Origin of the sequence: Pontibacter russatus (assembly GCF_009931655.1) — a bacterium.
Classification (GTDB): domain Bacteria; phylum Bacteroidota; class Bacteroidia; order Cytophagales; family Hymenobacteraceae; genus Pontibacter; species Pontibacter russatus.
Window position 1 is genome coordinate 2,694,707 of the sequence record NZ_CP047984.1, and the last position, 13,344, is coordinate 2,708,050.

Annotated in this window: 10 protein-coding genes, 1 tRNA gene, 1 pseudogene and 1 riboswitch; of the genes and pseudogenes, 4 read left to right on the forward strand and 8 right to left on the reverse strand. The window is 55.0% G+C overall.

Features of this window, described 5'->3' with window-relative positions:
• Nucleotides 1–10: 10 nt before the first annotated feature.
• Entirely contained in the window at nucleotides 11–331 is a 321-nt protein-coding gene (locus GSQ62_RS10815) for a four-helix bundle copper-binding protein (RefSeq protein WP_161889513.1), read from the reverse strand.
• 227 nt (nucleotides 332–558) lie between these two features.
• On the opposite strand from GSQ62_RS10815, the gene GSQ62_RS10820 reads away from it, so the two are divergent.
• On the forward strand, nucleotides 559–1,572 hold the full coding sequence (locus GSQ62_RS10820; RefSeq protein ID WP_161889514.1) for a potassium channel family protein: 1,014 nt from the start codon (nucleotides 559–561) through the stop codon (nucleotides 1,570–1,572).
• Nucleotides 1,573–1,586: 14 nt separating this feature from the next.
• Here GSQ62_RS10820 and GSQ62_RS10825 read toward each other — a convergent pair.
• From GSQ62_RS10825 to GSQ62_RS10835, 3 genes and pseudogenes are all read right to left on the reverse strand, one after another.
• Nucleotides 1,587–1,997, reverse strand: a pseudogene (locus GSQ62_RS10825) (MGH1-like glycoside hydrolase domain-containing protein); the annotation flags it as partial.
• Nucleotides 1,998–2,252: 255 nt separating this feature from the next.
• A tRNA-Met gene (locus tag GSQ62_RS10830) sits at nucleotides 2,253–2,328 on the reverse strand.
• Nucleotides 2,329–2,412: 84 nt separating this feature from the next.
• Complete coding sequence (locus GSQ62_RS10835) at nucleotides 2,413–4,227, reverse strand: BamA/TamA family outer membrane protein (protein ID WP_237586589.1); 1,815 nt, start codon at nucleotides 4,225–4,227, stop codon at nucleotides 2,413–2,415.
• Nucleotides 4,228–4,374: 147 nt separating this feature from the next.
• Here GSQ62_RS10835 and hemW point away from each other — a divergent pair, with 147 nt between their 5' ends.
• Together hemW and GSQ62_RS10845 are read left to right on the forward strand one after the other, a co-directional pair.
• On the forward strand, nucleotides 4,375–5,502 hold the full coding sequence (gene hemW / locus GSQ62_RS10840) for a radical SAM family heme chaperone HemW (RefSeq protein WP_161889516.1): 1,128 nt from the start codon (nucleotides 4,375–4,377) through the stop codon (nucleotides 5,500–5,502).
• Nucleotides 5,503–5,760: 258 nt separating this feature from the next.
• Complete coding sequence (locus GSQ62_RS10845; RefSeq protein WP_237586590.1) at nucleotides 5,761–6,525, forward strand: DUF3575 domain-containing protein; 765 nt, start codon at nucleotides 5,761–5,763, stop codon at nucleotides 6,523–6,525.
• A 104-nt stretch (nucleotides 6,526–6,629) separates the two neighbouring features.
• Here GSQ62_RS10845 and metF read toward each other — a convergent pair whose 3' ends face one another.
• Together metF and metH are read right to left on the reverse strand one after the other, a co-directional pair.
• Nucleotides 6,630–7,583 (reverse strand): methylenetetrahydrofolate reductase [NAD(P)H], encoded by a 954-nt coding sequence (gene metF / locus GSQ62_RS10850; RefSeq protein WP_161889518.1) that lies wholly within the window; start codon nucleotides 7,581–7,583, stop codon nucleotides 6,630–6,632.
• An 89-nt stretch (nucleotides 7,584–7,672) separates the two neighbouring features.
• Nucleotides 7,673–11,407 (reverse strand): methionine synthase, encoded by a 3,735-nt coding sequence (metH, locus tag GSQ62_RS10855; RefSeq protein ID WP_237586591.1) that lies wholly within the window; start codon nucleotides 11,405–11,407, stop codon nucleotides 7,673–7,675.
• A gap of 48 nt (nucleotides 11,408–11,455) precedes the next feature.
• Nucleotides 11,456–11,562, reverse strand: a riboswitch (SAM riboswitch).
• Between the two features lie 296 nt (nucleotides 11,563–11,858).
• Here metH and GSQ62_RS10860 point away from each other — a divergent pair.
• Nucleotides 11,859–12,485, forward strand: coding sequence for a hypothetical protein (locus GSQ62_RS10860; RefSeq protein WP_161889519.1), 627 nt, complete (start codon nucleotides 11,859–11,861; stop codon nucleotides 12,483–12,485).
• A gap of 76 nt (nucleotides 12,486–12,561) precedes the next feature.
• Here the strand turns inward: GSQ62_RS10860 and rpmA are convergent, their stop codons facing one another.
• The gene (rpmA, locus tag GSQ62_RS10865) at nucleotides 12,562–12,831 is read right to left on the reverse strand and encodes a 50S ribosomal protein L27 (protein ID WP_161889520.1); all 270 of its coding nucleotides are present in this window, start codon (nucleotides 12,829–12,831) and stop codon (nucleotides 12,562–12,564) included.
• 71 nt (nucleotides 12,832–12,902) lie between these two features.
• On the reverse strand, nucleotides 12,903–13,211 hold the full coding sequence (gene rplU / locus GSQ62_RS10870) for a 50S ribosomal protein L21 (protein WP_161891411.1): 309 nt from the start codon (nucleotides 13,209–13,211) through the stop codon (nucleotides 12,903–12,905).
• Nucleotides 13,212–13,344 lie beyond the last annotated feature (133 nt).

The window sequence follows — 13,344 nt, forward strand, 5'->3', positions numbered from 1 at the left end:
ACAGGTGCTTTTAGGCGGGCTGGTACTGCTCACAGGCCTCCGCGCACTTGAAGCAGGCCTCCGCGCACTCTTTGCAGTGCTGTGCCTCGTGCTTCTGGCACTCCTGGCCGCAGTCCCTGCAGATCCTGGCGCACTGCTGCAGGATATCCCCGGCGTAGCGTGAGTCGCGGGAGACATAGTCCAGAGCCTCTTTACAGATGGCAGCGCAATCCAGGTCCATCCGGATGCAGGACACCATCATCTTAATATCATCCTCCTGCAGGCAGGAAACAGCGCAGTGGTTACAGGCGGCGGCGCACTCGGCCAGTGTTCTGATCAAGTCCTTGTTCATAGTCTTTGGTTTTGCAGTGTGATAAAATACTTGAGCTCTTGAGCTATAGTTATACCTGACCAGGGGCCGGGGGTTTTATACAATTTATGATAAAGGTTACATAATTTCTGCCCAGGCTACGGCTAAAGGCTCTCAGCGCCTGCTCCTGCCACATTCCCGTCAGCGGCCTTAACCCATCTATTCCTATTCCGTTTAGCAGACAGGGTTAATGCTGATACATCCACCTTATGAAGGTTTTTTACTTGTGCCTTGGCGTTTTTCTTTATGCGGTCACCGCCCTGGATATCATCAAGACCACGTTTTCCTCTAACGGAGGCGGCATGGTCACCAATGCAGTGTCCCGGACCGTGTGGAGCGCCTTTTTATCAGCGGCAGGAAAGAGCGGCAGGTCCAGGTTGCTGTCCTATGCCGGACCTGCCGTCCTCGTCTCTGTTCTTTTGACTTGGATCCTGGGGCTTTGGTCCGGCTTGTTTTTGCTGCTGATGAGTGAGGCTAACTCCGTTGTGAACAGTAAGGACATGGCCAGTGCCAGCGCCCTGGAGAAACTCTACTACGCGGGCTTTTCCCTCTCTACCCTGGGCGTGGGAGATTTTATTGCATCTGATAGCCTTTGGCGCATTGTCACGAGTGTCGCCGCTTTCTCCGGCTTGGTCTTCATCACTGCCTCCATCACCTACTTTGTGCCGGTGCTTTCGGCGGTGAACCTGCAGAGCAGGCTGAGCCTCTACATCAGCAGCATGGGGAAGACACCTCAGGAAATCCTCTCCAAAAGCTGGAACGGGAAGGACTTCTCCGCCTTTTTCGACAACGTCTCTGATATTTGCCAGATGCTGATGCAGCATACCCTCAACCACCACTCCTACCCTGTGGTCCACTACTTTCACAACAACCAGCCAAAACTGTCCATCGCCCCGGCCATCGTTTTGCTGCACGAGGCGCTCCTGCTTCTCAAGCATGCCGTGCCAAAGGAGGCCAGAGGAAACAAGATGAAAACGGCCATGCTCCAAACGGCACTTGACTCTTACCTGGAAATGGTAAGAGGGAACTTCCTCAAAAATCCTTCACCAAAAGAGAAAGCCCCTGTACCTGACGTGGGATTACTCGAAGAGCAGCATATACCGCTTCTGGACAAAGAAGAGATAAGGCAGGCGTTCTGTCATACGCTCCATGACCGGCGTATGCTGCTGACTGCAGCCTTAGAAATGGATGGTTGGTCGTGGCGGGAAGTGTATGGTTCATAAGGGAGCACCAGCTCTTACTCCCAGGTGGGACCCTTGTCTTTTTCCTGTTGCCGGTTTATCATGTCCATCACCAGCCCGGACCAGGTAAAATCCTCGCCCCCATTCCCCTTGCCTGTGAAAGGGTTGTAGTACTCCCGGAAGCCGTTCTGGGTGATGAGCCGCTTAACGCTGAGCAGCAGCTTGCTTGCCTCCTCCCGGTTCCCCTTTTCCAGCAGGTAGCCCTGCATGAACCAGTTGAACACCACCCAGGTGGGGCCGCGCCAGATGTAGAGGGAACCGTCCGGGTTGAAGGCAGGCTCGTCTGTGGCCAGTGAGTGAACCGAGTAGGGTACATGAAAGCCATCCTTCTGCAGCAGGTGCCTCTCGAGCACTTCCCTGCAAACCCCGTCCGGCACGCTTTGGAGCGTCACCGGAAAAAAATGGTAGCCGTTCGCACACGCAGCTTTTCAAAATAATACCCCTGTGCTCTGAAATGAGTAAAATGTGGGTTTCGGGGGATTTTCACGCCAAGCAAAAACTGCAGAAATTCGTGTTCCCGGAGGGAGTGGCTTATGACAAGGAAAACAACGATTATCGAACCGAAAAAGTCAACTCCGTATTCGACCTAATTAGCTATTTTTCAGCCTCTTGTGGGCCTAAAAACAAAAGACCGATTAGCGTTTCTGCTAATCGGTCCGGTTTGGTAGCGGGGACAGGACTCGAACCTGTGACCTTTGGGTTATGAGCCCAACGAGCTACCAACTGCTCCACCCCGCACTGTTATGTTGATGCAAAAGTATACTATTAATGTTTACCATGCAAGCTATACCTACCTAAAACCCATAAAAAAGTTACTCCCGGCTAAAATTTACTTGTTACCCCAAAGTGTATCTTCGAATACTTAAACGACAGCGGCTGCTGCTCTGACTTCCCCAGCGAGTATACCAACTGAAAGATGCCCGCCCCGGTGCTGAAACTGATGCCGCCGCCCACGCCAAAAGGGAAATCCGTCTCCCTGGACTGCTCCAGGTTGCTGCGGTAATAGCCTTGGTCATAGAAGAGCAGCACGTACGAATCGGCAGCGGTGAATAGGCGGTACTCCAGCGTGCCGACGGCATAGGAGGAGGCGTAGAAGAAGAAATCGTCGAAGCCGCGCAGCGAGGAGAGGCCACCCAGTCGGTACATGTCGTTCAGGAAAATCTGGTCGTTGAGCAGGGCCTCGCCCCGCAGGCGCGCAAGCAGCGCACTGTTCCTGCCTACCCTGAAAAAGTTTTCCAGCCGCAGCGCCAGGCCCAGTTGGGTCGTTTTTATATCTACCGTGTCGTAAAAGCTTTTCTCCAAGCTGGGATTGCGGAGCAGCTTCTTCGCGCCTGCCGACAGTTGCATCTCCACCAGGCGGCCCCGCCTCGGAAAGTAAAAATCGTCGAGGTTGTTCCAGAGGTAGTTCAGTCCGTAGGTAGTGGTTTGGGCGTCGGCCAGGTTTAGTTGCCGCAGGCTTTGAGTGCTGACGTCGGAGAGGATGCGGGAGTTGCGCCACTCCGTGAACACGCTGAACTTGCCGTACTTCAGGGTATAATACGCCAGTTGCAGGCGCGGCTGCACGGTTATAAAAGAAGAGTCCTGCTTGAGCAGGTTAAACTTAGCGCCCACCTCGAAAGGCGTCCCGAACAGGTTGGGGTGCAGGTACTCGCCGTCCAGTATCACAGAGCCTTTGTTCACGCGCCGCCACTGCAGGCCCAGTTGCTTGCCGGAGCCTTTTATGTTCCGGATATGCAGGTTGGCCTCGCCCGTTATCAGCAGCTTGTCCGGCCGCGTCGGGTCCGGCAGAAAGCCAACCACGCCGTCTACTTGGTTTGCCTGCCTGTCGTCTATAAAATAATATACCTTGGCTTTGTCGCGGGCGAAGCGCACCTGCGGCGGCTTGGACACCTTTATATACGGCAGCGCCGAGAGCATGCGCTGCGAGGCGTTTATCTGGTCCTGGTTGTAGGGCTGGCCCGGCAACAGTTGCAGGTAGCGCATCAGGAACTTCGGCTGCGTCTTCGTATCGCCCACTATGGCCAGCGTGTCATAGGTCACCACAAAAGCCTTCTCCACCATCAGCGCCGCTTCCACCTTGTTTCCTTCTATATGAATGGAGTCGAGCCAGACGGAGGCGAAAGGGTAGCCGTTGCGCTCGGCATAATCGAGGATGCGTTGCTGCAACTTCACATACTCGGCAGGCTTGAAAGGGGCGTTGTGATAAAACTTCTCCCGGAAGCCGGACTCCACCAGGATCCCTTCGCTCAGGTTGCCGTTGCGCAGCTGCGCCCACGTAAAGGGTTGGCCTATATATAGTTTCACGTGGAGCGTGTCGTGGCGGATATAGGACGTGTCGGCGGAGGCCAGCAGGTACGCATCCTGCTGCAGCCTATATACCAGTTCCCTCACTTCCTTGCGGGCTTCCACCGAGTCTGGGAGAGCGTTGCGGTAATTGTACTGCCGCAGCACCTGTCTGCCCTGCGGTCCGGACGCCTTCACTGAAAGGAAAACCTTCGGCTGCACCTTTACCAACTTCGGCTGTGGGGCCTGCTGCTGCACTGGCGGCTGCACCTTCGGAGGCGTCTGCCCGCTCTGCGCCTGCGCCAGCGGCAGCCACAGCACGAAGCAGAAGAGTAAGGCCGCTATTTTGTACATTTGTAACGTGAACTGCTAAATGGTTGAATTGTTAAATGGTTAGCTTTATAAACTCCTCCTAATTATATATGGAGGGATATGGCAGCCCTGGCACCAAGCTCCAAACAATTAAACCATGCAGCAATTTAACAATTAAACAATTAAACCTTGTCCGGCATATACCTTCACATACCGTTCTGCAGGCAGGCCTGCCATTACTGCGATTTCCACTTCAGTACCTCCATGGGGCTAAAGGAGCAGACTGTGCAGGCCATTGCCCGCGAACTGGAACTGCGCCAGGAATATCTGCAGGGGCAGCCGGTACACACCATTTACTTCGGCGGCGGCACGCCTTCACTGCTGAACCAACAGGAACTGCAACTGCTGCTGGCAACAATCAAAAAGCTCTATATAGTTTCGGAGGATACTGAAATTACATTGGAGGCCAACCCCGACGACCTGACGCCAGCCAAGCTACAGGAACTGCGCGCAGCAGGCATGAACCGGCTGAGCATCGGCCTGCAGTCGTTTCATGAGCCGCACCTGCGTCTGATGAACCGCGCCCACAGCGCCACAGAAAGTCTGCAGTGCGTGAAAGACGCCCAGGCCGCCGGCTTCGACAGCATCACCGTGGACCTCATATATGGCATCCCGGCGACTGACCACCATATATGGCAACAGGATTTAGAGACGCTGTTTGCGTTGCGGGTGCCCCACGTTTCCTGCTACGCCCTCACCATCGAGCCGGACACGGCCCTGGGGCGCTGGAGCAAAAAAGGGAAATTCAAGCCCGCGGAGGACGACTTTACGGCGCAGCAATTTGAAATACTGCTCGCGCAGATGGCGAAGCATGGCTATATCCAGTACGAGATTTCCAACTTCTGCCTGCCCGGCCACGAGTCGAGGCACAACAGCAATTACTGGCGCGGCGTGCATTACCTCGGCGTCGGCCCCAGCGCCCATTCCTTCAATGGCCGCTCGCGGCAGCACAATGTGGCGCACAACAAAAAATATGTCGACGCCGTCATGCAGGGCCATATACCTTTTGAGCTGGAGGAACTCACCATGGCCGACCAGGTCAACGACTACCTGCTCACCAGCCTCCGCACCATCTGGGGCTGCGACCTCCGGAAAATCAACCACGATTACGGCTACAATCTCCGCGTGAGCCATGCCGGATACCTGCAGCAACTACAGGACAAGGGCCTGGCCAGCATAGCGGAAGAAGTGCTGTACCTGACAGATAAAGGCAAGCTGCTGGCCGACCAGATAACACTGGATTTACTTATCGAATAGCCTCAGCCTACCTGCTGAGGCGCAGCGGGTTGTACCCGCCAAAATACAAAATGAACTAATTGGGCATATCTTCCGGTTAAGCAGCAGGCTCCCTTATATCTGCCAGAAATCAATGCGCCCATCGGTTATATATAAAATACTTGATAATGAGTATTCTATATATAAATATAAACACTCATATTTGATAAATCTTATTATATGAAAGCACTTTTTACACTTGTCTTACTCACAGTCACTCTAAACTTATTTGCCCAAACGGTGGGTACCAAGGCAGGCCCGCCACAGGCAGCCGCCGTGGCATTACCGGACACTGCCGGGCAGGAGGCCTTCCGGGAGAACATTGTCAAGATGAACCTTTCCTCCCTGGCCTTTAACAATTACAGCCTCAGCTACGAGCGCTCCCTTACCCGCAAGATTTCGTTTGTGGCCGGATACCGGTTTATGCCAGAAACCAGTGTTTCCTCCTTTCCTTTGGCAGAAAGTACAATAGACAGGTTCCTGACAGACGAGGAGGATGTGGTGGACGTGATGGACCGGGCTACCCTGGCGAACAACACCTATACCGGCGAAATCAGGTTTTATACCGGCCGCAAGCCGGGGGCCAGCGGCTTTTACCTGTCGTTGTATGGGCGCTATATGAACATGAGGCCCGCCTACACGCATGACTATGACACAGGCAGCAGAACCTATACCCTTCCCTTCGACGGCACGCTGAGAGGGCTCGGGGGTGGCGTGATGATTGGCTCCCAGTGGCTGATTGCCAAAAGAGTAGCACTTGATTGGTATATACTTGGCGGCCATTATGGCAAGCTGAAAGGCAATTTGTCTGCCACAGCGGACCTTAGCACCATGACGGAGACTGAAAAAAGGGGCCTGCAAGAGGATATAGAATTAGCGAATAATAAACTGAATGGCAATGTGGATGTAGAGGCCACGGTTACAGACAGGGGAGTGGATGTGAAGGGAACGGCACCCTTTGCAGGCATCCGGGGCCTTGGCCTTAGCCTGGGCATCGCCTTCTGATAGCGTCCTGTTGCCGCGCCTGTGTATACTGGCTGCATAAACAGGAGCGCCACCGCTGTTCAGGCGGTGGCGCTCCTGTGATACAACTCTATATGTTCTCGCTTCTAAAACAACGCCTCCGCCACTTTTCTAACTGAGCCTGACTTGCCCATGGAGTAGTAGTGCAGGCACGGCACCCCAAACTGCATCAGTTCCTTCGACTGCTTGATGGCCCACTCCACGCCCACCTGCGCAGCAGCCTTGTTGTCGGCACAGTTTTCTATCGCATCCGCCAGGTCGCTGGGGATATCGATGTGGAAGATGCTGGGCAGAATGGTGAGCTGTGCTTTCGTTGTCAGGGGTTTCAGACCGGGTATAATCGGCACGTTGATGCCTTCCTCGCGGCAAAGCCGCACAAAATCGAAATACTTCTGGTTGTCGAAAAACATCTGCGTCACGACATAATCCGCCCCCAGGTCAATCTTTTTCTTCAGCCAGCGCACATCTGCCTTCATGTTCGGTGCCTCGGAGTGCTTCTCGGGGTAGCCGGCCACCCCAATGCAGAAGTCTGTCCCGCTGGTGTTCAGTTGCTCATCATCCAGGTAGCACCCGTTGTTCATGCCCACCACCTGCTGTATCAGTTCGGTGGCATAATGATGCCCTCCCGGCTCCGGCACAAACCGCGACTCGTTTTTCACGCAGTCGCCGCGCAGCACCAGTACGTTGTCGATGCCCAAGAAGTGCAGGTCGATGAGGGCGTTCTCTGTTTCCTCCTTGTTGAAGCCGCCGCAGATCAGGTGCGGCACCGTGTCCACCTTGTAATGGTTCTGGATGGCGGCGCATATGCCTACCGTGCCTGGGCGCTTGCGTGTGCTGATTTTCTCGAGCAGGCCGTTCTCCCGCTGCTTGTACACATACTCCTCCCGGTGGTAGGTCACGTCGATGAACGGCGGCTTGAACTCCATGAGCGGATCGATGTGCTCGTACAGCATCTGCAGGTTCTCTCCCTTCAGGGGCGGCAGTATTTCAAAGGTAAACTGGGTCTTGTCTGTATTGCTGAAATGCTCTGTTACTTTCAACTTGTATATTGTTAAATGGCTTTATTGTTAAATGGTTACCTCGCACCAGCCCTCTCCTAAAAACAGGAGAGAGCTGGGGTGAGGTAAATCTACACCGCCTGCTGTGCCAGCGGCGTCGGCTCGTAGTTGAGGTTCGGGGAGAGCCAGCGCTCCAGTTCCTCCTGCGGCATGCCCTTGCGGCGGGCCATATCGGCCACCTGGTCTTCCCCTATCTTGCCGAGGCCGAAGTAGCGCGACTCCGGGTGTGAGAAGTACAGGCCGCTTACTGCCGCCGTCGGGTACATGGCCAGGTTCTCCGTCAGGGTTACGCCAGACTGCTCCTCCGCATTCAGCAGGTTGAACAGCGTGATTTTCTCGGTGTGGTCGGGGCAGCCGGGGTAGCCCGGCGCCGGACGGATGCCCTGATACTGCTCCTTGATGAGCTCCTCGTTGCCCAGGTTCTCCTGCGGTGCATACCCCCACAGCTCTTTGCGCACTTTGGCGTGCATCAGCTCCGCAAAGGCCTCGGCCAAGCGGTCGGCCAGCGCTTTCACCATAATGGAATGGTAGTCGTCGTGATCCGCCTCGTACTTTTCGATGAGTTTCTCGATGCCAAAGCCTGTGGACACCACAAAGCCACCTATATAATCGGGTATGCCTGTTTCCTTCGGAGCCACAAAATCGGAGAAAGCCATGTTCGGTACGTTGCCGCCTTTCTTGCCCTGCTGCCGCAGCGTGTGGAACTCTGTTAGCACGTTGGCACGGGCATCGTCGCTATATACTTCAATGGTATCATCGTCCTCCACATTGGCCGGGTATAAACCCACCACCGCACGCGCCTCCAGCAATTGGTTATTTACAATCTCCTGCAGCATTTGCTGCGCGTCGGCAAATAGCTTGCGCGCCTCCACGCCCAGATCCGCATCCTCCAGAATCTTCGGATACTGGCGCTTCAGTTCCCAGGTATGGAAGAAAGGCGTCCAGTCGATATAGGGCACAATCTCGGAAAGCGGGTAATTATTGAAAGCCTTGCTGCCCAGGAAGCTAGGTTTGACAGGCTGCGTGGCCGCCCAGTCTACCTTAAACTTGTTGGCGCGCGCCTCTTCGATGGTGGCAAAAGCGCGGTCTTTGGTACGGCTCAGGTGATCTTCGCGCAGCTTCTGGTACTCTGCTTTTATCTCGGCTATATAGGCATCGCGGTTGCTGCCCAGCAGGCTGCCCACCACCGTCACGCTGCGGGAGGCGTCGTGTACGTGTACCACCGGCCCGCTATACTGCGGCGCTATTTTCACGGCCGTGTGTACGCGGGAGGTTGTAGCGCCGCCAATCAGAAGCGGAATCTTCAGCCCGCGCCGCTCCATCTCCTGCGCCACATAGGTCATCTCATCCAGCGAGGGCGTAATCAGTCCGCTCAGGCCAATCATATCCACTTTCTGCGCCTCGGCCTCCGCCAGAATCTTGTCCAGCGGCACCATCACACCCAGGTCTATCACCTCATAATTGTTACAGGCCAGCACCACGCCCACAATGTTTTTGCCGATGTCGTGCACGTCGCCTTTCACGGTGGCCATCAGAATGGTGCCCGCCGTTGACTTGGACGTGTCGGAGGCCAGTTTCTCCTTCTCCATAAAGGGCAGCAGGTACGCCACCGACTTCTTCATCACGCGCGCGCTCTTCACCACCTGCGGCAGGAACATTTTGCCCGCACCGAACAAGTCTCCCACCACCGTCATACCGGCCATCAGCGGCCCTTCAATCACATCCAGCGTTTTTACGGCTCTCTGGCGGGCTTCCTCGGTGTCTTCCTCGATGTAATCTACAATACCCTTTACGAGCGCGTGCTTCAGGCGCTCTTCCACCGGGGCCTCGCGCCAGGCAGTATCAGCCTGCGCCGCCGCTTTTCCTTTGCCCTTGATGGTATCGGCATAGTTAACCAGCCGCTCCGTGGCATCCGGGTGGCGGTTAAAAATCACATCTTCAATCAGGTCGCGCAGGTCTTTGGGAATCTCGTCATATACGCCCATCATACCGGCGTTCACGATGCCCATATCCATCCCGGCCTGCACCGCATAGTACAGGAACACCGTGTGCATGGCTTCGCGCACCAGGTCGTTGCCCCGGAACGAGAACGACAGGTTGCTCACGCCACCGCTCACCAGGGCGTGCGGCAGGTTGGCCTTTATCCACTTCACTGCCTCCAGGTACTCTACCGCATAGTTGTTGTGCTCTTCTATACCAGTGGCAATGGCCAGTATATTCGGGTCGAAGATGATGTCCTGGGGCGGGAAACCCAGTTCCTCCGTTAAAATGCGGTAGGCGCGCCCGCATATCTCTATTCTGCGCTCGAGGGTGTCGGCCTGGCCTTCCTCGTCAAAGGCCATCACCACGGCGGCGGCACCGTACTGGCGCACTTTGCGGGCCTGTGCTTTAAAGTTCTCTTCGCCCTCTTTCAGGCTGATGGAGTTGACGATGGACTTGCCCTGCACACATTTCAGGCCCGCTTCCAGCACCGTCCACTTCGAGGAGTCGATCATGATGGGCAGCTTGGCGATGTCCGGCTCGGAGGCGATCAGGTGCAGGAAGTTGGTCATGGCCTCCTCGGAGTCCAACATGCCCTCGTCCATGTTCACGTCAATGATCTGGGCACCGCCCTCTACCTGCTGCCGTGCCACCGACAGGGCCTCTTCGAACTTGCTATCTACGATCAAGCGCGCGAATTTCTTGGAGCCGGTTACATTGGTGCGTTCCCCCACATTCACGAACAGCGTTTCTGGTGTGATGGTAAGTGGCTCCAGGCCGCTGAAGCGCGAATAAGCCGGCAGTTCCGGAACGACACGCGGTTTGTGCTGGGCAGAAAGCTCCGCGATGCGGCGGATATGATCGGGTGTGGTGCCGCAACAGCCACCCAGTATGTTCACCAAACCCTCCTGCAGGTATTCTTCCACCACAGCCCCCATTTCATCCGCAGACTCATCGTAGCCGCCAAAGGCGTTCGGCAAACCGGCATTTGGGTAGGCGCTGATGTGGACATCCGCGATGCGGGAAAGTTCCTGGATATGGGTTTTCAACTGACGCGCTCCCAAGGCACAGTTAAACCCGATGCTGATGATGGGCGCGTGGGAGATGGAATTCCAGAAGGCCTCCACCGTCTGGCCGGATAAGGTGCGGCCGCTGGCATCGGTAATCGTGCCGGATACCATGATGGGCAGTTCCTTGCCGCCGTACTGCACATATTGCTGCGCGGCATAAAGGGCGGCTTTGCAGTTCAGCGTGTCAAACACGGTTTCTATCAGCAGCACGTCGCAGCCGCCGTCTACCAAGCCCTTCACCTGCTCGTAATATGCCTCCACCAACTGGTCGAAGGTGATGGCGCGGTAACCGGGGTTGTTCACGTCCGGCGAGAGCGAGGCGGTGCGGTTGGTCGGGCCGATGGCGCCGGCCACGAAACGCGGTTTATCCGGGTTCTGCGCCGTGATTTCATCGGCCGCCTCGCGCGCCAGCCTCGCCGATTCGTAGTTCATCTCATATACCAGGTCCTCCAGGTGATAGTCGGCCATGGCGATGCGGGTGCCGCTGAAGGTGTTGGTTTCCACGATGTCGGCACCGGCCTCCAGGTACTCTTTGTGTATGGCCTTGATGATGTCGGGGCGGGTGATGGAAAGCAGGTCGTTGTTGCCTTTCAGGTCGCTGGGGTGGTCGGCAAAGCGCTCACCCCGGAAATCGGCCTCTGAAAGCTGGTAACGCTGAATCATGGTGCCCATCGCGCCGTCCAGCACGAGCACACGCTCCTTCAGTAATGTATGAATGGGATGGTTGGTCATGGTTGGTGTCGTCTTGCTTCTCATAAGTCTGCTGCGTTAGGCTTATCAAGAAGGACACCGGGGAGGAGTACATTCTTATCTTTTCCGGCACGCCGTGTCCGGAAGGGAATTAGCACCAAGCACTTACATGGTTGCTAAGACGTCGTAGGGCCCTGTCCCTCGGTCTTTCTTGATAAGAGGTTGCAAGTTAAGCATATATAGGCAGTATATAAAAATTTTGTTTCGCTAAATTATTCTGCGGGCTCCTTCAGCTATATATGAGTACGCTCCAGGCACTGCCCACCGCCTGGTTTGAATGCCCGCTTCGTGATAAAACTGCCCGTTTCGGGCGATGGTCTACAGAATGCGCCTGTTTATATAGTTTGCCCGCATGTTTCTAACGGAAAGGGTAACTTACTTACCGAGGCTCCGGAATTCCAACACTTAAATTTTAAGCTCAACCCAGCTTACAGGGCCGCTACCAAACCCGAACGCGATGCACTTTAAGACGATTTTCCTGAACGGCACCAGCGTGTTCCTGGGCCTTATCTTTTTCACCTCGGGCATGGCCAAGCTGTATTTCGAGCACAAATTTCCGGGGCTCATCGGGCCGGTGTGGCTGGAGGACAGGCTGGCGCAATATGGCCTGGGCCTCTTCGCCCGCTTCATCGCCTACTCGCAAATCACGGTTGGCTTTCTTCTGCTGACGCTGCGCTACCGCACCCTGGGAGCAATTGCCCTGCTGCCTATGGTCCTCAACATCCTGCTCATCACCATATCCCAAAACTGGCGGGGCACCCCGTACGTGCTCGCGTTCTTCCTGCTGCTGAACCTGGTGCTGCTCGCGGCGGAGGCACCCAAGCTGCTGCACCTGGCAGGCTTCAAAACAGCTTATATACCACCGGTTCCGGCAAGCTCGCCAGCTGTCTTCGGCCTGCTGTGGCTGGCAGGCTATTGCATTGTGCTCATCAGCATTCCCGTATCCTTTTACAGCCTGCCCAGCGGCTATATGCTCTCGGCGGCTGGCGTAGCGACCGGGCTCGTCTCCTACTTTAAAGGCGGCAGAGCTGGCAAGGCTGCCACAGCACGCAAAAGCAAACCCGTGGAATTTACTGCCCTCTGACACAAAAAAGAAAGGGTTGCCATATATGGCAACCCTTTCCCGCTAACGCTACTGCCGAGGCAGTTTGCTGCTGTACCTACGCTTCCGCCTCTACTTTGGGGAGCACAGAAACGTAAGAACGGTTTTTCTTACCCTTCTTGAACTGCACCACGCCGTCAGTCAGCGCGAACAGGGTGTGGTCTTTACCGATACCCACGTTAACGCTTGGGTGATGGGCAGTACCTCTTTGTCTTACAATAATGTTCCCGGCGATGATATTCTGTCCGCCGTAAATTTTAACACCAAGTCGTTTGGAATGCGACTCGCGGCCGTTATTAGAACTACCTGCTCCTTTTTTGTGTGCCATGTTTCTTTAACTTTAACCCAGGTCAGCGAAGCGGGCCCGGAAAGATTTCACGATAAATTTCTTCTTACTGCTTATCCAATGCTCTCGATCAGGACTTTAGTGAAGTGCTGGCGGTGGCCGTTCTTCTTCTTATATCCCTTTCTTCTCTTCTTTTTGAAAACGATCACTTTGTCGCCTTTCACGTTGCCAAGGATTTTACCAACCACTTTAACACCGCTCACGAAAGGAGCGCCCAACGTAACAGTTCCGTTATCATCAGTAAGAAGAACATTGGCGAACTCAACGGCGTCACCATCATTGCCGGAAAGCTTGTTAGCGTAGATGAACTTGCCGCTCTCTACTTTGGTCTGTTGACCTGCGATTTCTACAATTGCGTACATCAGCTTCAATGTATATTTAAAAAGATTTAGAGCGCAAAGGTACGGTTCATATTTTATATATACAATGGCTTGTGCCACAATTTGTTTGCCTCTTGCACCCGCCCCGCACACATTTTTGTGGATAACCTTGTTC